Genomic DNA, 25,022 nt, shown 5'->3' with positions numbered 1-25,022 from the left:
CTTATTATAGAATGTTTTTCCAATCAGCCAACCATTTTGTCCTTTTTTCTTTAAAAATAAGCCTTGATGAATGAATTCACCCTTGATATAGTGAGTACTTGAACTAAAGATAGAACAGGAGTACGCATCATGACAGGAAAAACACATATCATGGGCGGAATTGCCGCCTCCACAGCCGTCGCCTACTACTACGGACTCGACCCAGTCATTATGGCTGCTGCTGGATCTGTAGGTGCCCTTATCCCAGATATTTGTCATACAAAAAGTAAAATCGGCAGGAAATTCCCCCTGCTCTCGACACTAATTAGTCATGTTTTCGGTCATCGCACCTTTACACACAGTTTATTATTTCTGCTGATTATTTATTTTATTGCGACCACATACATTCCAAATGACAGCCTTAGTATCGGTTTACTAGTTGGGATGGCAAGCCACCTCATCCTTGATGCAGGAACAGTGAACGGCATTAAATTTTTGTTCCCAGCTACCATGAAAGTACGCCTCCCCTTCTATGTCAAAACAGGCAGCACAGGTGAACAAGTCGTACTAGCTGCTCTCACAATTGTCACCTGCTATTACATCGCCGTCATTTGCGGTATACCCGTCCCATTCCAGTCCTAAGAGAATGAAAAAAGAGTTTTGCAAAAAAGACAGGATATGAATTGATCATTCCTCATTTTTTTAGTAGTTTTAAGATAAGTGTTTTTGCCTTGCAGCTGAATACAGAATGGTGAGGAGCTACATAAATGAAAGCGTTTTTCAAAGATCACTGGTTTTTAGTGTACTCCATCCTCTTTATGTGGATGAAAACATACATCATTTATCAATTCGGATTTCATATACGAACGGCCAATCTGTTTCACGAATGGCTGCTTTTGATCAATCCACTTAGCTTTTTGCTCCCTTTGTTTGGGATAGCTCTTTTTTTAAATGAAACCAAACAAAAGGTTTTTTTATTGACCACAAATTTTATACTGACGGCGATTCTCATATCAAATACAATCTTTTACGGATTTTATATTGATTTCATTACGATACCCGTGTTATTTCAAGCCAAGAACATGGGAGATATGGGCAGTAGTATGACTGAATTGTTCCACCCGCTGTTTGTGCTGATGCTCATTGATTTCGTGGTACTGGCGTGGCTGTTAAAACGTAAACCATTGGCTCCAAAAGCGTCATTCAAAACGATCAAAACGTATTATGCGGTATGCTGCAGCTTTCTATTATTTCATGTCAGCTCAGCCATGATGGATCATCCTCGATTTCTGACAAGCTCTTATGATCGAGAAGTCATCGTACGAAACCTTGGGCTTTTCCAATTCCACCTGTATGACGGCGCTGCCCAAACGGCGCGTATTGGACAAAAAGCCTTTGCAGACGAAGATACACTTTCAACAGTTGCAAACTACACAAAGGCTGATTACAGTGCACCAAACGAAGACTACTTTGGACTTGCTAAAGGCAGGAACGTCGTGTTCATTTCACTTGAATCTACGCAGCAATTTGTCGTTGACCAAAAGGTGAATGGACAATACATCACACCCTTTTTAAATCAACTGGCCAAAAAGAGTTTTTATTTTGATGAATTTTATCAGCAGACAGAGCAAGGGAAGACATCGGATTCAGAATTTATTGTCGCAAATTCCCTCTATCCATCTAGCAGCGGCGCTGTCTTTTTCACAGCGAGTGACAACGAATATGACACGTTATACAAGCAATTGAAAAAAGAGAACTATCAATCCGTTCAATTTCATGCGAATAATAAAACGTTTTGGAATCGTGATGTAATGTATGAATCGCTTGGGATTGATCGCTTTTATGATGTCGATTCGTTTGATGTCAATGAACAGAATTCGACTGGCTGGGGCTTAAAGGATATCGACTTTTTTGATCAATCCATTGATTATTTAAAGAAGTTGAAGACTCCTTATTACAGCACGTTCATTACATTGACTAACCACTTTCCATTTGAAATCGACCCAAAGGATCAATTTATTGATGAATATGATTCGTCTAGCTCCATTTTAAACCGCTACGTGACGACCGTTCGCTATCAAGACGAAGCCATTAAGACATTTTTTAACCGCATGAAAGAAGAAGGACTGTATGAAAATACGATGTTCGTCCTCATGGGTGATCATTATGGCATCTCAGAGGCACATCATGAGGCAATGGCGGATCTCCTCAAAAAGGATGAAATCACACCATTTGATGCTGTCAAACTACAGCGGGTACCATTTTTAATTTACATTCCTGGTGTCACGGATCAAGCACCGCAAACAATTTCTGAAACAGCCGGCCAAATGGACGTGAAGCCAACACTCCTTCACTTGCTCGGTATAGAATCCAAGGATGCCATTCAATTTGGAAATGACTTATTTTCAAACGAACGGACGCCTTTCGCTGTTCTGAGAAATGGAAACTTCATTACAGATGATTATCTCTATACAAAGAACACCTGCTATGACCAAAAAACAAAAGAGCCTGTTGAACAAGATGATGTGTGTCAGCCGTATATAGAAAAAGCCAATAAAGAGCTGTCCTTATCAGACAAAGTCATCAATGGGAATTTACTTCGTTTTTATCAGCATTAAAAGCCGCCAGATGGCGGCTTTTAGATTGTTGACAAAGGGCTAAAATGATCTTTATTTTAGCCCTTTGTCTTCTTTTCAGCGTGATAGAAAACCTTTGCAGTCTAGGAAAGACGAGTACCGGAGCGCAGCGAATTTGGGATTCGTGAGCACCGGCACACAGGACTGACACAGAATGCAAGCGCTTGCCTACACGCTGAAATTCTATGAATGGTCAGTTAAGTTTGATTATAATAAGAGATACACGATATTGAATGATGAGAGGTGTGAACATGAAGTATACATTCTTAGCCTTCATCACCCTATGTTTGCTCCTGACCGGATGTCAAACAGAGATGAAGTCATCAGATAAGAGCAAAAAGACGGAGCTTGTAATTTCAGCAGCTGCAAGCCTTCAAGATGCACTAAAGGAAATTGAATCCGCCTTTAACGATCAGCATCCGAACGTGACATTAACGAATAATTTCGGGTCATCAGGCGCACTGAAGCAGCAAATCGCTCAAGGAGCAAAAGCGGATCTCTTTTTCTCTGCGGCTGAGGAGCCCTTCGATGAACTTGTCCAATCTGGAGACATCGATCAGGATCATATAAAGGATGCCATACAAAATGAGCTTGTCCTCATTGTGCCAAAAGAGAGCTCTTCCTCTATCAAAAGCTTTCAAGACGTCCAGCACTTAAAAGGAAAGATTGCTCTTGGTACACCTGAATCTGTTCCTGCTGGTACATACGGAAAAGAGATTTTCACAAAGCTGAACATATGGGATCAAGTGAAAAAGAACGCTGTGTACGGCAAAGATGTGCGTCAAGTTCTAAGCTACGTGGAAACAGGGAATGTGGAAGCAGGTGTTGTGTATAAGACAGACGCCCTCGTTTCCAAAAAAGTAAAGATTGTGGATGAGGCAAAACCGGACATGCATTCCCCCATCATTTATCCTGTAGGGATTGTAAAAGGGACAGAACATTTAGAGGAAGCCAAGGTATTTTTTCAATATCTCCAATCAGATACAGCCGCATCAATTTTTAAAAAGTACGGCTTTCAAGTGAAATAATGCCTATGCTGACTGAAGACTTTTTATCTCCTATTTGGCTATCGATTCAAGTTGCCATCGTCAGCGGACTATTGGCTACTGTTTTTGGCACAACGATTGGCTTTTGGATGGCACGAACATCTTTTAAGGGGAAAATGATCGTTGAAACGCTCCTCATGATGCCGCTTGTTCTCCCACCAACGGTCGTAGGGTTTTTATTGCTTGTCATGTTTGGAAAGCATAGTGTGATTGGAAGCGCCATTGAATGGATCTTCCATCAGCCTGTTATCTTCACATGGTGGGCGGCAGTTATTGCATCAACGGTTGTGGCTTTCCCGCTCATGTATCAATCAGCAAAAGCGGGGTTTTCTACAATTGAGTCAGACATTGAAGGTGCTGCAAAAGTAGACGGTGCTCATTCATTCCAAGTCTTTGCCTATATCACCGTACCACTTGCCCTGCCTTCCCTGCTGTCAGGTAGCGTTCTTAGTTTTGCGCGGGCTCTTGGAGAATTTGGGGCGACTTTAATGTTTGCCGGCAACATCCCAGGAAAAACTCAAACACTCCCAACCGCTATCTATGTGGCCATCGATTCTGGACGAATGGAACTTGCTTGGACTTGGACGATTTGTATTGTGATCTTGTCTTTTATCATGCTGCTGGCTGTGCGCCGAAGCAGCACGTAAAAAATCCCCTTTCTCAAAAGAGAAAGAGGATTTTTTCATTTATTCAAACCCAACCGTCATCGTCTCTGGATTCGAGCCGACGCGCTCATTATTATTTAATGCATCGATTTTTTCCATGTCTTCTTGAGAAAGCTCGAAGTCAAAAATGTCTGCGTTTTGTTTAATGCGTTCTTCATTAATCGATTTTGGAATCGTCACGACGCCGCTTTGCAGATCCCAGCGCAAGATGACTTGAGCAACAGATTTGTTGTAGCGTGCAGCAATATCCTTCAATACGTCATGATCTAGCAGCTTCCCTTGCATAAGCGGAGACCACGCTTCAATTTGAATGCCTTTTTCTTTTGCGTATTGACGTAACTCGACAAGTGTCAGTTTCGGATGAAACTCAACTTGGTTCACAGCTGGAACAACCTCAGCTTCTTTTAACAGCTCTTCTAAATGCTGAACGTAGAAGTTGCTGACGCCAATGGCTCTGACTTTACCATCTTTATAAAGCTTTTCAAGCGCACGCCATGTGTCTTTAAATGTATCTGCATTTGGTCCAGGCCAATGAATCAAATAGAGATCTAAGTAATCAAGACCTAAACGATTTAAACTTGCATCAAATGCAGCTAGCGCCTTGTCATAGCCTTGATCTGTGTTCCATACTTTAGACGTAATGAATAAATCTTCTCGTTTCACGCCAGATTCTTTAATGGCTTTCCCTACGCCTGTCTCATTTTTATAAACGGCAGCCGTATCAATGCTGCGATATCCGTTTCGTATGGCTGCTTTTACGGCATCTACCACTTGATTGCCGTCCTCCACTTTGAATACACCTAAACCAAACCAAGGCATTTCCACTCCGTTATTCAGTGTTACGGTATCATTCAAGCTTTTGACCATGTTAACAACCACCTTTTCATAGATTCCATCTATTTCATTATCTCATGTTGCGCTTCAAAACTCTATTATCAGACGTTTCTCTTCGCTTCGATGGCTAAAAGCAAAGCGCCTGTCATGCCAGCCTTGTCCTCAAGTCCAGGAGAGACAATGTATGTATCAAGCGGCGGCATGTCTACATAATCATTTACATATGCAGCAAGCTTCTCTCGAATCAGCGGAAATAGCTGCTTTTGCTTCATCACGCCTCCGCCCATAATGATGCGTTCTGGGCTTAAAATGAGCGTGTATTGCATCAAAGCCTGTGCCAAATAATCCGCTTCAAGTGCCCAAACCGATTCTTCCTGAGCAAGCTCTTTGGCCGGTTTTCCCCACCTTTTCTCAATCGCTGGTCCAGCTGCCAGCCCTTCTAAGCAAGAACCATGGGCTGGGCAGACACCTGCAAATTGGTCTGATTCATGCTGCCTTATCAGGATATGTCCCATTTCTGGATGTGAATGACCATGAAGAAGCTCATTTTTCACAACAGCCCCGGCACCAATCCCCGTGCCGACCGTGATATACATACAACTGTTCAGCCCTTTGGCTGCTCCTTTTGTCAATTCACCTAATGCCGCCGCATTTACATCTGTTGTAAAAGAGACAGGTACTCCTAATTGTTTCTCTAGCTCTGGGATGAACGGGTAATGCTTCCATTCGGCTTTCGGCGTGTTCATGATATAACCGTAAAAAGGATCGTCCTTTTGGACACAGATCGGACCAAAAGAGCCGACCCCTAACGCTTCAATTGCATGTTTTCGAAAAAATGGAATGAGTGTTTGTAATGTTTTTTCCGGGTGCTCTGTGGGAATGATCCATTCCTCTACAATTTCCCCATGCTCGTTGCCAATTGCACAACAAAACTTTGTACCTCCAGCTTCAATTGCTCCATAATACGCCATCATTGATCTCCCCCTGCGCGTTCTCTTTCTTCATCATAAAACATAGGGGAGAAGATGACAACATCACGTATTGGTTAGCAAGACTGCTTCCATGTCATTGATATACTCCCTTAAATGATGGGCAATATCACGATTGATTTCACCATCTTCATATAAGGTTTGAATTTCATTACGAATTGTCTGTACAGCTTGGAAGTTGAGCTCCTTTTTCTTCCGGTCAAAGGCACGATCTTTTTGCTGAAAGAAAGATGGACCGTGTTCACAGCGGAAAATCACTTGATTGTAAAAACCAATGACTTGATGACATGTTTGTTTATTTTCATCTGTCATATGCTGTTTGATCGAATCTACTGCAGCTTCAGCGGTTTTCTTACGGATTTGTTTGTACGATCCCTCGTTTTCTAAAATACCGCTTGAAACGCGCTCATCCGGCCGCCATAATTGGAGCCATTGAAGCAACCGCAGAAACTTCACTTTTGAAAAACGAATTTTAAAGGAGTTGGAATACAGCATTTCCAGCTCATGAAATCTCTCCTGTAGCTCATAGGCTTCTTCTTTATCTAATTTTTCTTCATCAATTAATTGCTGAAGCTTCATTTGCTCTGCTTTAATGCCATGCAATCTGATTTTTCGTTCCTGTTTTCTCATCCCAAATTGGTACGGCTCACGCTGAATATTTCTCAGCTTCATCCGGTAATCATTGATGAGTGTAAGTGACACTTCCCTATTGTCCTCATTCATTCCCTCTCTTAAGGTTTTAATGGCACTTCTAAGTAACTTCCGTTTCACGTGTTGAATCTTTGTATCTAAGTCCACATCGATTTGCTTGTCTTTTTTCTCAGATAAAAGAGGCAATAATACACTAGCTAAAATGAGTGTACATAAAATCACGCCTGCTGCGAGGAAAATAATCAAATGCCGCTCGGGGAACGGTGATCCGTCCGCAAGCGTAAATGGTATTGAGAAGGCACCGGCTAAAGTGACAGCACCACGAACACCAGAGAATGTCATCAGCATCGAAGCCCGCAGCTTCGGTTTTTTCACATTCTGCTTTTTCGTTACACTCCAGTTACCTGCCCAGAACAGCCATACCCATAAAAATCTTAGAACCATGAGACAGAGTGTAATGATTAAAATGTAACTGATGACCTGCATATTATTAAATGCTTCATCTTGGAAAATAACTGTGGATACATCAGGAATCTGTAATCCTAGTAAAACGAAAACAAGGCCGTTTAATATAAATAAAATAATATTCCATGTGTTTGAAGAAGCAATTTGCAGTTTTGCTAAATTTCCTTCCATTCGATCTTGCTCAATTGCATGCGTCACACCACCAGCAACAACCGCTAAAATGCCGGATACGCCGATTTCTTCAGCAGCTAGATAAATCACAAATGGCGTGAGGATTTGCAGGATGATGTGCATTGTGACATCGTCCATTCCTAAACGGCGGAGGAAATAGCGGAAACGAATGATAAAAAAGGATAGAATAAATCCAGTCAATAATCCACCAGCGGCAATAAGGACAAAACTAAAGGATGCCTCAGCAATTGAAAAAGCCCCAGTAACCGTTGCAGCAATGGCAAATTTAAAGGCAACAAGTCCTGATGCATCGTTCATCAGCCCTTCGCCTTCCAGCAGCCTCATGATGCCTTTTGGCATATTCACACGGCTGGATAAGGCACTTACTGCGACCACATCTGTTGGTGAAAGAATCGCTGCAAGCGCAAATGCGGCTGGAAGCGGAATGCTTGGAATCATCCAATGAATGGTATATCCTGCTACAATCACTGTCGCAAACACTAAACCAAGTGCTAAGAGAAGAATAGGCGCTCTTAATTTCCATAGCTCGTCCCTTGGCGTACGCTTCCCATCATTAAATAACAGCGGCGCAATGAATAAAACGAAGAATAGTTCAGGATTTAAAGAAATATGTAAACCTGAAGGAAAAGCGGCAATTAAAATTCCGAGTCCAATCTGAATTAACGGAACTGGGATAAATGGTACGAATCGATTGATAATATTAGATGATGCAATGAGTGCTAGTAATACAAGCACTGCTAAAAAAATCTCCACTAGTACATGTCCCTCCTATTTCATTTTTTCGTCATGTTTTGCTTACATGCAAAGATGTGTTCATTTTCATTTTGATCCATCCGTCCCATCATGAGTGCTTCTTTAGTATTCCGCAAAAAGTGAAACCAACACATAACAATCCATCTAGGCAAAAAAAGACTGAATTCAAATATTCAGCCGACTGACAAAATTTTTATCACATGTATTGTTCCAAAGATGAACAAAGACCCTGCTTCTATTTTACACGAAAACTCCATCATCTGCTGACATCCAGCTTGCATAAAACACAATGAACAAAAAAAAGAGCGACATCGCTCTTTCTTGTTTCACCCTTTATTTAAAAAATAAGACCTAGCGGGAAGCCGCCATTTGAATAAGTAGGAACAAACCCGGCATGTGACGAGGATGAGAAACAGCAAATACAGTGCGAGCTCTCCTTGGGCTAAACCAAGTCCTACAAATAAGCCGCCAAGTGCTGCCCATACTGCGTAAATCTCCGCTTTTAAAACAAGCGGCTTGCGCCCTGCCAGGAGATCACGCACAATCCCGCCGCCGCTTCCAGTCAAAATGGCTGCCACAATGACCGCACTGAGCGGAAGCTCTCTTTGCACAGCAAATAATGCGCCTTGAATCGCAAACGCTGCTAACCCGATCGCATCCGAGAAATTCCCCCATGTGCTCCAGTGCTTGAGCAAAAGCTTTGGAAATAGAAACACAATCGTAATGGATACAAGGGCAATCGTAAACATCTTGCCCTGTGACCATAAAGCCGACACCGGAAGACCGATTAATAGATTCCGAATCGCTCCACCGCCAAATGCTGTCACAACCCCTAAAATGTACACACCAAGAATATCGTACTCTTCCTCCATTGCCACAATCGCGCCACTAATGGCGAATGCGACAATGCCAATGATACTTAAGACTTCCCATGCCATTTTCCGCTTATCTCCTTACCATTGTCTGATCATTTAACACTACACCCTTAATGTATATCTGACACAGGCGAAAAGCAATACAAATTTTCCTTAAATTTTATCTTTTTGCAAAAATAAAAAAACCTGCTTCAAAAGCAGGCTTTTTCACTCAATCTTCTTTTGCATTTAACAGCAGCATACTGATGATGATGAGAATAAATGCAATAAGGGCTAGTAGTGGAATGGTGATAAAACCAAACCAATTCAGATAATCAAAGGAACAAGGAATGCCGCTAAGGCAAGGGCGAATAGATGCAAAACCAGGTATCTTTTGTTCCATATAATGATAGATGGAAAAACAAGCACCAATCGCAGCCAAAGGCAGAACATAATATTTCACTTTGACATCGCCGCGGAATGTAGCAATTCCAAGTAAAAGCACGAGCGGGTACATGAAAATGCGCTGAAACCAGCACAGATCGCACGGGATAAACTTCTTTACTTCACTTAAATACAGGCTGCTCATCGTCGCAACAATAGAGACGATCCAAGCGCTGTATAAGTAAATCAGCTTATTCTTCATGATTTTTTCCCTTTGAGCTCTTGATCGATTAATTCCTTGATTTCATCATAGTCATAAAAGTTTTGGACTTGTTTATTGTTAATAATAATAGTTGGTGTGGCATTTACTTTGAACTGGTTTACCAACTGATCATCCGTGTTCAGCTGTGGTTGATACGTTTTCTTCGATAAGTTGTCTTTTAGCTTGTCCGTATCAATTTTTGTTGTCTTTTTCGCTAGTTCAGTCAGCTTAGCAGGTGTGACCCATTCTGCTTCACTATCTGGCTGTGCATCATAGACAGCTTCATGAAATGCCCAGAAGTTCTTTGGGTCTTCTTTCCACACTTCTTCAGAAGCGAGTGCTGCTAACACCGCACCATCTCCATGAACAGGAAGTGGTAAGTTAATAAACGAGAAAGATACATCGCCTTTATCTATGTAGTCTGCTTTCAGCTTTGGGAAAATGTCGGTTTCAAATGATTTACATGATGGACATTTGTAGTCCCCAAACTCGACAATTTGCACTTTTGCCTTTTTATCTCCCATGACAGGCTGTCCTTTAATAGAAGGTGTCCCGTCAACTGTTTGTGCTTCTTGGCTGTTGCCTCCCCCAATGACAACGAAAATACCGATGAGAAGAGCTGCAATGATGGTTAAAATAACAGCAAACTTGATGGATGAAGATTGATTATTTTTTTTACTCACAAAAGCACCTACCTTATCTTTTTCATTCCTTAAAATAAGAAAAAGGATAATAGCTCAAGGAAATGCCATTATCCAACTTCTTCTATTTTAACAAGAGGGGGTCCATTATGAAAGACGCTATTCATGAATTTTTCCTTACAATTTCATTTCATGACCCTCATTGCATTTAGAACAGCCAGTACGGTTACACCTACATCCGAGAAGACTGCTTCCCACATGGTTGCAATACCGAATGCACCAAGTAATAGGAAAACTGCTTTGACGCCAAGAGCAAATGCGATATTCTGCCAAACGATGGCTCGCGTTCTTTTAGCGACAGCGATGGCTTCTGCTACCTTTGATGGCTGATCCGTCATGATGACGATATCAGCCGCTTCTACAGCTGCATCTGAACCAAGTCCGCCCATCGCAATCCCTATATCTGCTCTTGCTAATACCGGAGTATCATTAATGCCGTCCCCAACAAACAATAATTTTTCTTGAGGGGCTTTTTTCTGATCGATTTCTTCTAATTTCGTTACTTTATCCTGTGGCAATAATTCAGTATGCACTTCGTCAATACCAATTTGCTGGGCGACCGCAGTCCCTACTTGTTTGGCGTCACCAGTGAGCATGACTGTTTTAATCCCAGACGCTTTTAAAGCAGAGACAGCTTCGATCGCATCATCCTTTAATTCATCTGCAATCAAGATAGATCCAGCAAACTCGCCGTTTATGGCCATGTATACAACGGTGCCGCTACGTTTTTCTTTTTCATACGCAATGCTTTCTCGTTCCATCAAGCGGTGATTTCCCGCTAATACATGGACACCGCTAATCGTGGCTTTAATTCCGTGTCCAGCAATATCCTCATATGCTTCGATCTGGCTCTCATCAAGCGGCGAACCGTATGCAGCTTTAATTGATTCAGCAATAGGATGCGAGGAATGTGCTTCTGCTAGAGCCGCAAAAGAAAGCAGCTCCTCTTCTGACCATTTGTCATTGGCTGTTGCGATATTGGTCACCGTAAAGTTCCCTTTTGTGAGGGTGCCTGTTTTATCAAACACAGCATAACGCACAGCGTTCAATGCTTCTAAATAGTTACTGCCTTTCACAAGGATGCCTCGTTTAGATGCTGCCCCGATTCCCCCAAAGAATCCTAATGGGATGGACACAACAAGTGCACAAGGACAAGAGATCACGAGAAAGACAAGTGCCCGGTAAACCCATTCAGACAATTGTGCTGATGGAATGAAAATCGGCGGCACAAAGGCAAGCAATAAGGCAAGCACGACGACAGCAGGGGTATAATATTTTGCAAACTTGGTGATAAAGTTTTCTGTTTGTGCTTTTCGGCTACTCGCATTCTCGACCAAATCTAAAATCTTCGTGACAGCCGATTCGCTTAGCTCTTTTTGTACTTCAATTTCAAGAATCCCGTTTTGATTCACAAATCCTGCTAGAACTTCTTTCCCTGCTTCTACATCTCGAGGAACAGATTCCCCTGTTAGTGCAGAGGTATCCACGAGTGAATAACCTTCAATGACAAGTCCATCCAGCGGAATTTTTTCACCCGGTTTGACGACGATGCGATCACCAACTCTTACTTCTTCCGGCTTCACTTTTTTCGTTTCAAGTCCCACTTTGAGATTCGCATATTCAGGGCGGATATTCATTAATTCACTAATTGATCGTCTTGAACGGTTCACTGCCGCCCCTTGGAAGAGCTCTCCAACTTGGTAAAACAGCATGACAGCCAGTGCCTCAGGATATTGCTGAATGACAAAAGCACCAACCGTTGCAATGGTCATTAAAAAGTTCTCATCAAATACTTGGCCGCGCACGATATTTTTCAGCGCTTTAAAGACGACATCACCGCCGACTAGTAAATACGCTGCGAAAAACATGATGAACTTCAGTAAACCATCTTCAGGTATAAAATAAGCTGCTGTTCCAATGACTGCACCGCCAATTAATTTCAGCACAATCGTTTTCAAATTCTTTGTCCCATGATCATGATCGTGGTGATGCCCTTCTTCTTTAGGTGATACACTCACATGAGGTTCAATGGACTGAACGGTTTTTTCAATGCGCTTTGACATGGTTTCTTGTGTATCTGCATGTGTCACAGTTAATGTACCTGTCGCAAAATTAATCGAGCATGCCTCAACTCCATCCATTTTGCTGACACCTGTTTCAATTTTACGTGCACAGTTTCCGCAATCAAGACCGCTTAATACGTATTCATCCTTCATTTTCTTCATGTTCTCACCTTTTTCTATATAAGTAGCCTTCCCTGATTCAATCAAACCTATCAGCTGCTGTAGATATTATATATGAGCACATATTCATATATTGAATTACCCTTATTATATGAGGAAATCTTATAAACTGTCAATCATTTATGAGCAAATGAATGGTTTTTTTGTGTCCAATGCTGTCACTTTGATTTTCAATAAGCCATGCTCATGTCCCCCACTTCTCGCATACCATGAAAACGATCGTTTGATCTCTCACATAATAAGAAAACAGTATTTCTCTTTACAAAAGAAGGACTTACGCTTAGAATAAGATAAAAGTTTCCCTAAGGAAACAAATTAGCGCAAGAGAATCATTTCATCCTTTAGTCAAAATTATTTAATGTATGCATATATCTTTAGGAAATGCAATGATGATCGAAAGGGGCCGCAAGAGATGTCAAATGCTTTAACAATCGACCGTCTATATGTCTCATATCACGGACAGGATGCATTAGAAAACATCTCTCTTTCCATACAGGAAGGGACGATGACAGGAATCATTGGTCCAAATGGTGCAGGTAAATCCACTTTATTGAAAGCATGTTTGGATTTAATTGAAAAAGATCAAGGGGATATTCACTTTTTTGAACAGCCCTTTAAACAAGTCAGAAAACAGATCGCATATGTACCGCAGAGAAATGATCTAGACTGGACGTTTCCTATTCACGTACTGGATACCGTTCTACTTGGAACATATCCGAAGCTTGGACTAATGAAACGACCTAAAAAAGAAGACCGAGCCTATGCATACCATTGCTTAGAAAAAGTCGGGATGCAGGACTTTGCCAAAAGACAGATCGGTGAATTATCCGGCGGTCAGCAGCAGCGTGTCTTCCTTGCAAGAGCACTTGCTCAAAACGCACAGCTCTTTTGTTTAGATGAACCTTTTGTCGGGATTGATATGGCAAGTGAAGAAACGATGATTCGCATTTTGAAGGAATTACGAGATGATGGGAAAACCATTCTGGTCGTCCACCATGATTTAAGTAAGGCCGATGATTACTTCAGCCATCTCGTTCTTTTAAATAAAAAATTGATCAAAGCAGGACCAGTGCACGACATCCTTCGTCCAGAGGTGATGCTGGAGGCATATGAAACGCAGCTACCATTCTTAAAATCAGTAGGAGGAGACGTGTAATGGAATTTTTAACCGGACTCTTTGAATATGCGTTTTTACAAAAAGCGTTATTTACTTCCGTCATGGTGGGCATCATTTGCGGTGTCATTGGCTGCTTTATCATTTTACGCGGCATGGCACTGATGGGAGATGCCATTTCGCACGCTGTGCTGCCCGGTGTCGCCATCTCCTATATGCTAGGGATTAATTTTTTTTTCGGAGCCGTCTTAACTGGTGTGCTAACAGCGATTGGCATCGGATATGTCAGTCAAAACAGCCGCATCAAAAATGATTCGGCCATCGGCATTGTATTCACCGCCTTTTTTTCAATTGGGATCATTTTAATTACATTTTTGAAAAGTTCCAGTGATTTATATCATATCTTGTTTGGAAACGTACTAGCTGTCCGTTCCTCTGATATGTGGATTACGCTCGGAATCGGCATTTTTATTTTACTGGCCGTCATCGTGTTCTACAAAGAACTCCTCATTAGTTCGTTTGATCCGGTGATTTCTTCTGTTTACGGTTTACCGAATCGAATGATCCATTATTTTCTTATGACATTATTGACCCTTGTAACCGTCGCGTCGCTGCAAACCGTTGGTATTATTCTTGTCGTTGCGATGCTTATTACGCCGGCCGCCACCGCTTATCTTTTGACAGACCGGCTATGGATCATGATTTATTTATCTGCATTTTTCGGTGCCATTTCCGCCATCGTGGGACTTGGGCTGAGTTTTACGTATAACTTGTCGTCTGGTGCTTCCATCGTGCTAGTCGCGACTATTTTATTCGGCAGTGCCTTTATCTTTTCACCAAAGCAAGGAATTTTATGGAGATCATTAAAATCAAAACAAAAACGAGCGCAGTTAAAAAAGGAAGCGTCTATGTAAAAGGAGGACCTATATGAAGAAGGTATTTGTAATCCGTTTGACCGCAGTATTCATTGCCCTTATGGTCATCGCAGGTTGTTCTACTCAACAAAATAATTCCGGCAAAGATGATGGCAAATTAAAAGTTGTCACGACCTACTCTATTCTTTATGACATCGTGAAGGAAGTAGGCGGCCAGCATGTCTCTATTCACAGCATTGTTCCCATCGGTACAGACCCACATGAATTTGACCCACTGCCAAAGGATGTTCAGCATACGACGGATGCAGACCTTATTCTCTATAATGGCTTAAACCTTGAAACAGGAAACGGCTGGTTTCAAAAGCTGCTTGAATCGAGCGGCAAGAACGGGAATGATGCACCTGTAGCCGAATTGAGTAAGGGCGTCAAAGTAAAGCATTTATCTTCAAAAGGGCTGGAAAGTCAGCAGGACCCCCACGCCTGGCTGAATGTTGAGAATGGCATTATTTATGCCCAAAACGCCCGGGATGCGCTCATTCAAGCGGACCCCGAACATAAAGAAGATTACGAAAAAAATGCAGACGCCTACATCAAGAAGCTTCAAGCTCTTCATCATGAAGCAAAAGACAAGTTTAATCAGCTGCCAAAAAACAAAAAGCTCCTTGTCACAAGTGAGGGGGCATTCAAGTATTTTGCAGATGCGTATGGACTGAAAGCGGGCTATATTTGGGAGATCAATACAGAAAACGAAGGAACACCTGGTCAAATGAAACGCATCATTCATTTTGTCAAAGATCATCAAGTTCCTGCTCTCTTTCTTGAAACAAGTGTAGATAAACGCAGCCTTGAAAGTCTTTCTGAAGAAACTGGGGTTCCGATTAAAGGAAAAGTATTCACGGACTCCATTGGAAAGAAAGGTGAAGATGGAGACAGCTACTATAAGATGATGAAATGGAATATTGACACCATTTACAAAGGGTTGTCATCATAAGAAAAGACAGGTGGAGTGAGTCCGCCTGTCTTTTTGTTAGCCTGCCATATTTTGTGGATGTTTTTTCGGCCAAATCACATAACTGATGCTAATGAGGAAATCAATGGCTAAAACCATCCCCCACACATTAGCGAGCTGCATCAGTGATTCTGTTCGTTCTGGTGCTTGGATGAGATAGGTGAGCCCAAATAGTAAACCGGCTCCGATGACCCAAGCAGCTAAATGCCTCGCCCAGCCAACCATTTCATACACAGACCTCTCCTTACCGTACTTTGGTTTTCCCTTTGGCTTCGGGCCTCCTGCAAATCGATAAGCAAACCGGGCATCTGCCCATTTCACCATTTGATGCCCAAAGGCCAGACTCACGCCAATATAAACAGCCGCAAGTCCGTGGATGACACTCGCCATCGCCCCTTGCCTCAAATCCATATAAGTAGCCGCAAGAAGGACCAGATCCAAAATCGGCGTACAGATCAGGAAAAAAGCTCCCCACTTTTTCTGTCTAAACACATAACGTAGCGTTAAACCCATTAGAATAAACAACCAAAAGCCAATCTCACATGCCACAATCAATAACCCAATCAAGATTCCCACACCCTTTTTAACACAATTGTATTAAATAAAATTTAACACAGTCGTATTAAAAAAACAATAGCTGTGCTAAAATCAATGTATGCCAAAAATCGTCGATCACCAAAAACAAAAACAAAAGGTCGCTCAAGCTGCGATGAGAGTAATTAAACAGGAGGGATTAGAGAACGCTTCTGTACGGAAAATAGCTGTTGAAGCTGGGATTTCTGCCGGCTCTATGCGGCATTATTTTGCCACACAGCAGGAGTTATTTCTATTCTCTATGAATCTGATTCAGGAAAGAGTCAAGGAGCGAATGGCAGGGCTTCCATTAAACGGTTCAACTAAAGAAAATGTCCTCACTTTATTGGAGCAAGTCCTTCCACTTGATGAAGAACGAAGATTTGAAATGGAGGTGTGGCAGGCTTTTACCATTAAATCATTCACTGAACCAGATTTACAGCCGCTCAACGCAGAAATGTATGACGAGCTTTTCCAAACGGTTCAATTTTGTTTAATGAAATTGAAAGAGGATAGGCTTCTGCTAGATCATATCGATCTTTTACTAGAAACTGAGCGGCTTTATGCGGTCGTCAATGGGCTTGCTTTGAATGGAATCTTGCAGCCTCACCGTCTACCGCCTCAGCTCATGCGCTCCGTGTTGCAGATGCACCTGCAATCCATCACAAAAAAAGACATGCCTCCGCAATAGGAGAGCGTGTCTTTTTTAATCTTCCATAAAAATACGCTTTGCTTCGTAGTAGAGCACCTGCACAAATTTCTTCACATTGATGCGGGTATGTTCTTCTCTCCCACTTGTCTCTTTTGTCAATTCACTCATTTTCTTTCGCACAATGGTGAAATCGAAAAATTTAGATGCATAGTTTTCAAACGTTGGATGGGAATAATCCGTTAACCCGAGTGATGCAATGTGTTTCAATGATTGGTTGATCGCACGCCTTACCCTTTGTTCCGCTGCCTTCGCTTCTCTTGCGATGTCTGCTGATGTGTAAGGCTCATTTAATTTATCCTCCGTGATCCCGGTGAAAATGACCTTCAAAGAAGGAAAGGAATCGTGCTGATCGACATGCAGCGCTAGATACTGATCAGTAAAGAGAATCATATCTAATAAATCTTTAGACCCCTTCTCGCCGACAATCCCAAGCTCCGCCAGTAAGAACTGACCTGCCTCTGCAAGACTTTTCCCCCGCTGCTTCGTCTTCGTTTGGCCTCGCTGCTGGAACTGCATCACCGATTTGAGTGAGTGCTGAATATTTTCAATCGAGTGCTCTAAATGAAGACGTTCAATCATGAGGTGGAGCACACTTAAGACTTCTACACGATTGATCGGCTTTGTCACATAATACTCGACACCAAGCGTATAGGCCTGTCCAATTAATTCCTTTGTTTCTACCTGTGAAAGCATTAAGTATTTCCCATGAAACTCATCCTTGATTGCTCGAATCGTTTCAAGCCCGTCCCTTTCCGGCATCAGAAGATCAATACATAAGATATCAATGTGCAAATCATTTAAGTAGCTGGCTGTTAATTCTGCGCCATCTTCTGCTTCTCCAGCCACAATGCCAAGTTCTTCATCTTCAATGAGCTGAGCCAGTGAAGAACGAACGGCTTCATCATCATCGACAATAAAAAATCTCATCTCCCAATCCCCTCTTTTCTACTGACTTGATCAACTGGTATCGTTAAAGTGAAAATCGTTTGTTTATTTGGGATACTCTTCATCTCAACACTTCCGCCAAGCTTCTCTGCTGTATACTTCACATAGGAAAGACCGATGCCGCTTGATGGATTCCCAGCCTGGTCGTATTTTAAAGTGAAGCCCGGTTTAAAAATAACATGATGGTTACGCTCTTTAATGCCAGGCCCGTTGTCGCTGATTTGAAAGATCACATCTTTCTCTACCCGTGAAATGGATAGTGACACCTCTCCATCGACTGGAATGGCTTCAACGGCATTGGATACTATGTTATTTAACAAAGATAGAATGGTATACACATGATAGGCGGGATGCTGCCCTTCTTCATCATAATGAAAGACGATGTTTTTTTTAAGTGATTCTGCGTAATTTTCATGGATACGAATCACAAGACCTGCAATATGGGCGGGACTTGCATACTCCTGAAATTTCTCCTCATGAATCAGCTTTGATAAAGCAGAAAAAATCCGCTGATTATCCTTTTTAATTTCATGCACCTCTCCTGCAATTTGCAGGGCTGTTTTTCCAAGCTTTTTCAAATCTAATGATTCCGCATCTTTTGCGTGGTGAAGGGATTGATACAATTGATAGGAAGTAGCTGTAATGTGCTCAGCGTGTGCAAGTGTCTTATGAAAGTATGTAGATTCCGTGTAAAGGTTCGAAAGCAGCATGAGCAGATGTTCCTTTTCTTTTTTCATTTGACGCTCTCTCGCCTGTTCTTCGTATAACCGAATCATTGTATAACAAGCCAACACGAAAAAGCTTCTAAAAATCGCTAAAACAAATAGTTGAAATAGCGTCCGCACCGTTAAAATTTCATCAATGGCTCCCCGAAGCGCAACCATCTCAACAACGCTCGCGCACAGTTCCATGATGATGCCTGTCGCCCCAATCAGCCAAGGTTTGTCACGGAAACGTCTGACCCGCAATAAATAAAAAAGCGTGCCATAGACCACATAGTAAAGCATGGAAGGAAACCTTAATGAAACCGCCTCTTCAAGCGGCAGGTGACCTGACACGGCTGTATCAAGCAGCACCCGAAATGCAAATACAGATCCCCCCGCGATGATTCCGCTTGCCCATGCCGGGAATTTTTTCATTTGAAGCAGGATAAAGAAAAAGACAACGGTTCCAAAGCTGACCCGAAAGCTGTCCTCAAACGGATAAAATTTTAACTCTCCACCAATCGGTGTAAGTACAATGAGCATGACAATTAAATAAGGCTCTGTATTCAGCCATTTTTTCAGTAGATTCAAATGCAGTCACATCCCTAATAATTGACGATAGTATACTATGTGAGCTTGAGAAAAACAAACAGCCCATGAAAAAGCGCACACCGGAACTTTGTCGGTGTGCGCTTATCATAATGCAGCTTAATCTTCTAAACGATCCTTTTCTAAAAGTGATGCGCCAGCAATACCTGGTTTTGTCATTTCAAAAGGATTTAAGATGACATCAAGCTCTTCCTCTGATAAAACATCATTTTGTAGACAAAGCTCACGTACAGATACGCCTGTAAGAATCGCTTCTCTGGCAATTCGTGCAGCAGCTTCATAACCAATGTGCGGATTGACCGCCGTCATGACACCAGCACTTTTTTCTACATATTCTTTTAATCTAGCTTCATCTGCTTTTAGGTCACGCAAGCAGTTGTCTACGAAGGACTCAAATACATTTTTCATGATGCTGAGAGATTGAAGCAAGTTGAACACAAGGACTGGTTCCATCACGTTCAGCTCAAGCTGACCAGCCTCTGATGCAAGACAGATTGTATGATCATTTCCGATGACTTGGAATGCCACTTGGTTCATGACCTCTGGCATCACTGGGTTGACTTTCCCTGGCATGATGGATGAACCTGGCTGTCTTGGCGGCAAATGAAGCTCACCAAAGCCTGCTCTTGGACCTGAAGCCATCAAACGAATATCATTAGCCATTTTGGACATATTCATCATACATACTTTTAACGCAGCAGATACTTCTGTATAAGCATCCGTATTTTGCGTTGCATCGACTAAGTCTTCAGCTCCAACTAATGGTAATCCACTGATATCAGATAGATAGCCGACAACTTGACGAATGTATTTAGGATCTGCATTCAGTCCAGTTCCGACTGCTGTTGCACCCATATTGACTTCATATAAATGCTGTCTAGACTGCTTGATACGTTTAATATCACGAGCGAGAACCTTTGCATAGGCACTAAACTCTTGCCCAAGTCTGATTGGAACAGCGTCCTGAAGATGCGTACGTCCCATTTTGATGACATGATCAAATTCCTGCGCTTTTTCAGTCATGACTTGATGCATGTTTTCCATCGTATAAAGTAACTTTTCAATCATATTCAATGTTGAAATATGAATCGCTGTTGGGAAAACGTCGTTTGTTGACTGCGACATGTTCACATGCGTGTTTGGACTTAGCTCAGTATAAGCGCCTTTTTCCTTTCCTAGTAGTTCAAGCGCTCTGTTTGCAATGACTTCATTGGCATTCATATTCATTGAAGTGCCAGCCCCGCCTTGAATTGGATCGACAATAAATTGGTTGTTCCATTTTCCTTCGATGACCTCATCTGCTGCTTGAACAATTTTTTCTCCAAGACCAGCATATAGTCGCTGTGTATCCATATTTGCAAGTGCGGCTGCCTTTTTGACAATCCCTAATGCTTTGATGAGTTCCTCATGAATACGGTAGCCTGTAATTGGAAAGTTCTCCACTGCACGTAATGTTTGAATTCCGTAATATGCTTGAGTGTCTACTTCCTTTTCACCTAGAAAGTCTCGTTCGATTCGAACTTGCTTATCCTGTAGCTTCGTCATTTGAAAAGATCTCCTTTTTTACGCTGCTTTTGTTTGTTGCTTTAATTCCTCAATATACTTTTTCGATTTCTCTTGATCAAATACTTTCTCCCACTTAGACATAACAATCGCTGCAAGTGAGTTACCAAATACGTTAACTGTTGTACGAACCATGTCAAGAATACGGTCGATCCCAACGATGAAGGCAAGTCCTTCAAGCGGAAGTCCCATTGCACCAAGTGTCGTGATGACAACAACGATAGATGCACCTGGTACACCAGCCATTCCTTTAGATGTCAGCATCAAGATTAATAGTAACGTAATTTGCTCATAGATGGAAAGTGGCATGCCGTACATTTGTGCAACAAATATGGCGGCAATGGATTGATAGATGGCACTTCCATCTAAGTTAAAGGTGTAGCCTGTTGGGATAACGAACGACGTGATCGCTTTCGGGCAGCCGAACTTCTCCATTTTATCCATTAGTCTAGGCAGTACAGCTTCTGAGCTTGCTGTTGAGAATGCAAGAATGATTTCTTCTTTTAGCACTCTAAATAGTGTAAAGACGCTTGTTCCAGCTAATTTAGCGATAATGCCAAGTACGACAATCACGAAGAATGCCATTGTGCCGTAAACGACAAGTACCAGTTTACCTAGCGGGAGAAGCGCTCCGACCCCGAATTTGATCACCGTCACACTGATGAGCGCGAATACACCAAATGGTGCAAACTTCATCACTTTATTGGTCACCCAGAACATGGCTTCGAGTATACCCTCAAAGAATCCTAACACTGGTTTTCCTTTGTCTCCTACTGCGGCAATTCCTAATCCGAATAAGACTGTAAAGAAGATCGTTGGTAATAGATCACCTTCTGCAATGGATTGGAACACGTTTGTTGGCACTAGATGCACAATCGTTTCAGAGAAACTTGCTTTTTCGGAAGAAGCTTTCGATGTCTCTTCATATTTAGAGATATCGCCTTTTTCCATGTTGCTCATGTCAATTCCTGTACCAGGATGGAAGACGTTTGCTGCAAGCAGTCCTACTGCTAATGCAATCGTTGTCACAATTTCGAAGTAAAGAATCGTTTTCCCACCGAGTCTTCCGATGGTTTTCATATCCCCCACACCAGCTACTGCTACAATCAACGCAGCAATAACAATTGGAAGAACGATCATTTTAATTAAATGGATGAATATATCGCCAATCGGCGTTAACACATTAATAACGGTTTCATTTTGATAAAACAGTGCTCCCACGATAACACCCAGAACAAGCGCAATGAGTATTTGAGAAGCTAACCCTAACTTTTTCATACGTGAACCCCCTTTTTTTGATAACGCTTTCTTTGTTGCTTAATCGCATCTTAACGATGAACCTACAAAAAACGACAAAAAGGAACAAAAAGAAGTGAATTTTTTATGAAAAATCTTTTAAAAGGTGGGTTTTTCCACAAAATTGTTAAAAAAAGACTTCGCTTTTGGGCGAAGTCTTAGACTATTGACAAAATGCTAAAATGATCTTTATTTTAGCATTTTGTCTTCTTTTCAGAGTGATGGAAAACCCTTGAAGTCTAGAAAGGGCGAGCACCAGCGCGGAGCGAATTGACATTCGTGAGCACTGGCGCGCAGACCTGACAAAGAATGCGAGGGTTTGTCTACACGCTGAAACTTCGCTTTTGTCGAAGTCTAATGATTTTGCATCTGTTCACTTGGCGTATCTTGATTTGCATAAAATTCATCATATATGGCATATCCAATGAGTACGAAAGTAACATAGATTAATGCACTCAATGTCCAAATCCATTTGACATTCAGCTTCATTCTGCCCCTCCCTCTCTTACAGGTTTCAACCGCTGCAATCTGAGCGCATTCAGCACAACCGACACGGAGCTAAAGGCCATTGCCGCTCCTGCAAGCCATGGGGCAAGGAATCCAAATGCGGCTACTGGTATCCCAATACAATTATAGGCAAGCGCCCAAAATAGATTTTGCTTAATATTTCTCATCGTTTTTTTGCTAAACGCAAGCGCATCTGCAATGGCATGGAGGTCTCCTGTCATGAGCGTGATATCTGCCGCTTCCATGGCAACGTCTGTACCTGTTCCAACCGCCATCCCAATATTCGCTGTCGCAAGGGCCGGGGCATCATTAATACCATCTCCGACCATGGCGACTTTCTTTCCTTGTTCTTGAAGCGCCGCGATGTGAGCAGCCTTCTCCTCAGGCAGAACTTCAGCGATGACATGATCAATGCCCGCCTGTTTCGCAATCGCCTCTGCTGTCATCTTGTTATCACCTGTCATCATGACAACGTGAATCCCTTGCTCTTTCAACCGGGCGATGGCTTGAAGAGAGGATGATTTGATCGTATCTGCCACCGCTACAATGCCGGCGACTTCGCCGTCAATAGCGACAAGCATAGCCGTTTTCCCTTGCTCCTCCAGCATTGTGACGGATGCTTCGACTTGATCATATGGGATATCATGTTTCTGTAATAGCTTCCGTGTCCCAATCAAAAGCCTGCGCCCTGCGGCCGTTGCTTCAATTCCATGACCTGGATCAGCTTGGAAGGCTTCAATCTCGACCGCTTCAAGACCTTGTTCCTTCATTCCGTCTGTGATGGCTCTAGCCAGCGGATGTTCCGACTGCTGTTCTGCCGACCCTACTAGCTGTAGCAGCGCATCTTCTGTCCAATTGGCATATGCCACCACATCTGTCAGACTCGGCTCCCCTTTTGTCACAGTTCCTGTTTTATCTAGAACCACCGTGTCCAGTGATTGGGTCACTTCTAAATGCTCTCCGCCTTTAAACAGAATGCCTGATTCAGCCGCACGGCCGCTACCCGCCATAATAGAGGTTGGTGTAGCAAGACCGAGTGCACAAGGACACGCAATGACGATGACCGCTATAAAGGTTTCAAGTGCTGAAGTCACATTCCCTGGATCAACAAAGAAAAACCATATAAGGAAGGTAAGCACAGCAATTCCTACAACAATGGGAACAAATATCCCTGATATTTGATCTGCCATTCTTTGAATCGGTGCTTTTGAACCCTGCGCTTGTTCTACGACTCGAATAATCTGTGACAGAGCCGTCTCTTTCCCGACTTTTGTCGCTTTCACTTTGATAAACCCATTTTTATTGATGGTTGCCCCAATGACCGCATCTCCTGCGGTTTTATCAACAGGCAGACTTTCTCCTGTAATCATGGATTCGTCTATTGCGGTTGTCCCCTCCATGATCTCTCCATCTACCGGCACTTTCTCACCCGGTTTGACAAACACAAGATCATCCACTTTCACATCAGAAATAGGAACAGTCATTTGTTTCCCATCTCGCTGGATGACAGCTTCTTTCGCTTGTAAGCCCATCAGCTTTTGAATCGCTTCTGATGATCTCCCTTTTGCTCTTGCTTCCATTAATTTTCCGAGCACAATTAACGTAATGAGTACAGCACTTGTTTCATAATAGAGTGCTGCCTCATGTGTGCCCTGAAACGCTGACTGAATGCTTTCATATAAACTATAGAAAAACGCAGCTGATGTCCCAAGTGCCACAAGGACATCCATATTGGCACTTTTATTTATTAAAGCCTTATACGCACCTACATAAAAGGGCCAGCCGACAATGAATTGAACGGGCGCTGCTAATGCCAGCTGAACCCATGGATTCATGAACGCTTCTGGCAGCCAAATAAAAGACGTGAAAGAAAAATGGCTGACCATTGCCCAAAGGAGGGGCAGTGACAAGATCATCGAGAATAAAAAGCGTGCCGTTTGCTTCTCTATCGCTGCTTGGCGATGATCTTTTTTCCCTTCCTCTGCTAGATCTTCAGCTGCTTCCATTAGTGAATACCCAATGGACTGAACGGCATCTTTTATATCGCTTGTAGACGTTTGTCCCGGATGATATGTGACCTGTAGTGTCTCAAGCGCAAAGTTCACAGATCCGTGATCGACACCGTCCAACCGGTTGATTTTTTTCTCGATTCGGTTTGCACAAGCCGCACAGGTCATTCCCTCTATATCAAACTCTGCTTGCTCCATCACCACATCGTAGCCAAGAGATTGAATTTTTTTCGTCAGATCATCTGGTGATAGTTGCTCCGTTTCATATACGATATGAGATGTTTCAAGTGCCAAATTCACATTGGCTTCATCCACACCTTCCAGCTTGTTCAAACCCTTTTCAATGCGTCCTGCACAGGCAGCACAGGTCATTCCTGTAATTTGAAAATCGATTTCCTTTTTCATTCATCTCACCTCTCCACATACTCCATGGGGGTATCTTTTTTTGAAAA

At 42.4% G+C, this 25,022-nt stretch carries 22 protein-coding genes; 8 read left to right on the top strand and 14 right to left on the bottom strand.

What is annotated here, in order from left to right; translation table 11 throughout:
• Positions 1–129: 129 nt before the first annotated feature.
• The 4 genes from BA70_RS00665 to modB all read left to right on the top strand — a co-directional run bounded on the left by BA70_RS00665 (position 130) and on the right by modB (position 4,308).
• Complete coding sequence (locus BA70_RS00665; protein ID WP_034316830.1) at positions 130–621, top strand: metal-dependent hydrolase; 492 nt, start codon at positions 130–132, stop codon at positions 619–621.
• A gap of 125 nt (positions 622–746) precedes the next feature.
• Positions 747–2,597, top strand: coding sequence for an LTA synthase family protein (locus tag BA70_RS00660; RefSeq protein WP_034316828.1), 1,851 nt, complete (start codon positions 747–749; stop codon positions 2,595–2,597).
• A 269-nt stretch (positions 2,598–2,866) separates the two neighbouring features.
• Positions 2,867–3,643: a molybdate ABC transporter substrate-binding protein gene (modA, locus tag BA70_RS00655; RefSeq protein ID WP_034316825.1), complete on the top strand. Its 777-nt coding sequence runs from the start codon at positions 2,867–2,869 to the stop codon at positions 3,641–3,643.
• Entirely contained in the window at positions 3,643–4,308 is a 666-nt protein-coding gene (modB, locus tag BA70_RS00650) for a molybdate ABC transporter permease subunit (protein WP_034316823.1), read from the top strand. Before modA ends, modB begins: the two co-directional genes overlap by 1 nt.
• A gap of 39 nt (positions 4,309–4,347) precedes the next feature.
• On the opposite strand, the gene BA70_RS00645 is transcribed toward modB, so the two are convergent.
• The 7 genes from BA70_RS00645 to BA70_RS00615 all read right to left on the bottom strand — a co-directional run bounded on the left by BA70_RS00645 (position 4,348) and on the right by BA70_RS00615 (position 12,636).
• Positions 4,348–5,193: an aldo/keto reductase gene (locus BA70_RS00645; protein WP_034316820.1), complete on the bottom strand. Its 846-nt coding sequence runs from the start codon at positions 5,191–5,193 to the stop codon at positions 4,348–4,350.
• A 68-nt stretch (positions 5,194–5,261) separates the two neighbouring features.
• On the bottom strand, positions 5,262–6,131 hold the full coding sequence (locus tag BA70_RS00640) for an ROK family protein (RefSeq protein WP_034316816.1): 870 nt from the start codon (positions 6,129–6,131) through the stop codon (positions 5,262–5,264).
• 63 nt (positions 6,132–6,194) lie between these two features.
• On the bottom strand, positions 6,195–8,210 hold the full coding sequence (locus BA70_RS00635; RefSeq protein WP_034316814.1) for a Na+/H+ antiporter: 2,016 nt from the start codon (positions 8,208–8,210) through the stop codon (positions 6,195–6,197).
• Positions 8,211–8,536: 326 nt separating this feature from the next.
• A complete protein-coding gene (locus BA70_RS00630) occupies positions 8,537–9,148 on the bottom strand; it encodes a trimeric intracellular cation channel family protein (RefSeq protein ID WP_034316812.1) in 612 nt (203 codons plus the stop codon).
• Between the two features lie 148 nt (positions 9,149–9,296).
• Positions 9,297–9,710, bottom strand: coding sequence for a disulfide oxidoreductase (locus BA70_RS00625; protein ID WP_034316809.1), 414 nt, complete (start codon positions 9,708–9,710; stop codon positions 9,297–9,299).
• A complete protein-coding gene (locus BA70_RS00620) occupies positions 9,707–10,393 on the bottom strand; it encodes a DsbA family protein (RefSeq protein ID WP_034316806.1) in 687 nt (228 codons plus the stop codon). The genes BA70_RS00625 and BA70_RS00620 overlap by 4 nt, the downstream gene beginning before the upstream one ends.
• Before the next feature lie 143 nt (positions 10,394–10,536).
• Entirely contained in the window at positions 10,537–12,636 is a 2,100-nt protein-coding gene (locus tag BA70_RS00615) for a heavy metal translocating P-type ATPase (RefSeq protein ID WP_034317439.1), read from the bottom strand.
• A 430-nt stretch (positions 12,637–13,066) separates the two neighbouring features.
• On the opposite strand from BA70_RS00615, the gene BA70_RS00610 reads away from it, so the two are divergent.
• From BA70_RS00610 to BA70_RS00600, 3 genes are read left to right on the top strand one after another with little or no spacing between them, the layout of a single operon-like run.
• Positions 13,067–13,810, top strand: coding sequence for a metal ABC transporter ATP-binding protein (locus BA70_RS00610; protein WP_034316804.1), 744 nt, complete (start codon positions 13,067–13,069; stop codon positions 13,808–13,810).
• Entirely contained in the window at positions 13,810–14,682 is an 873-nt protein-coding gene (locus BA70_RS00605; RefSeq protein WP_034316802.1) for a metal ABC transporter permease, read from the top strand. Before BA70_RS00610 ends, BA70_RS00605 begins: the two co-directional genes overlap by 1 nt.
• A gap of 13 nt (positions 14,683–14,695) precedes the next feature.
• The gene (locus BA70_RS00600; protein ID WP_034316800.1) at positions 14,696–15,634 is read left to right on the top strand and encodes a metal ABC transporter substrate-binding protein; all 939 of its coding nucleotides are present in this window, start codon (positions 14,696–14,698) and stop codon (positions 15,632–15,634) included.
• Positions 15,635–15,670: 36 nt separating this feature from the next.
• Here BA70_RS00600 and BA70_RS00595 read toward each other — a convergent pair whose 3' ends face one another.
• Positions 15,671–16,219, bottom strand: a complete 549-nt coding sequence (locus BA70_RS00595) for a hypothetical protein (protein ID WP_034316797.1) — start codon at positions 16,217–16,219, stop codon at positions 15,671–15,673.
• 88 nt (positions 16,220–16,307) lie between these two features.
• Here BA70_RS00595 and BA70_RS00590 point away from each other — a divergent pair, with 88 nt between their 5' ends.
• Positions 16,308–16,916, top strand: coding sequence for a TetR/AcrR family transcriptional regulator (locus BA70_RS00590; RefSeq protein WP_034316794.1), 609 nt, complete (start codon positions 16,308–16,310; stop codon positions 16,914–16,916).
• A 15-nt stretch (positions 16,917–16,931) separates the two neighbouring features.
• On the opposite strand, the gene BA70_RS00585 is transcribed toward BA70_RS00590, so the two are convergent.
• The 6 genes from BA70_RS00585 to BA70_RS00565 form a co-directional block, all read right to left on the bottom strand.
• Positions 16,932–17,864, bottom strand: a complete 933-nt coding sequence (locus tag BA70_RS00585) for a response regulator (protein ID WP_034316791.1) — start codon at positions 17,862–17,864, stop codon at positions 16,932–16,934.
• Positions 17,861–19,177, bottom strand: coding sequence for a sensor histidine kinase (locus tag BA70_RS00580; RefSeq protein WP_034316788.1), 1,317 nt, complete (start codon positions 19,175–19,177; stop codon positions 17,861–17,863). The genes BA70_RS00585 and BA70_RS00580 overlap by 4 nt, the downstream gene beginning before the upstream one ends.
• 117 nt (positions 19,178–19,294) lie before the next feature.
• A complete protein-coding gene (gene aspA / locus BA70_RS00575) occupies positions 19,295–20,740 on the bottom strand; it encodes an aspartate ammonia-lyase (protein ID WP_034316785.1) in 1,446 nt (481 codons plus the stop codon).
• Between the two features lie 18 nt (positions 20,741–20,758).
• Positions 20,759–22,036, bottom strand: a complete 1,278-nt coding sequence (locus tag BA70_RS00570) for a cation:dicarboxylate symporter family transporter (RefSeq protein WP_003213370.1) — start codon at positions 22,034–22,036, stop codon at positions 20,759–20,761.
• 372 nt (positions 22,037–22,408) lie between these two features.
• Positions 22,409–22,543, bottom strand: a complete 135-nt coding sequence (locus BA70_RS20770) for a hypothetical protein (RefSeq protein WP_275574569.1) — start codon at positions 22,541–22,543, stop codon at positions 22,409–22,411.
• Positions 22,540–24,975 carry a heavy metal translocating P-type ATPase gene (locus tag BA70_RS00565; RefSeq protein ID WP_034316782.1) on the bottom strand — a complete coding sequence of 812 codons (2,436 nt, stop codon included), beginning with the start codon at positions 24,973–24,975 and terminating at the stop codon, positions 22,540–22,542. Before BA70_RS00565 ends, BA70_RS20770 begins: the two co-directional genes overlap by 4 nt.
• Positions 24,976–25,022 lie beyond the last annotated feature (47 nt).

Origin of the sequence: Bacillus zhangzhouensis (genome assembly GCF_000715205.1) — a bacterium.
Taxonomy (GTDB): Bacteria; Bacillota; Bacilli; order Bacillales; family Bacillaceae; genus Bacillus; species Bacillus zhangzhouensis.
The sequence above is the reverse complement of the archived record's forward strand: the minus strand, read 5'-3'. Positions and strand labels throughout refer to the sequence as shown.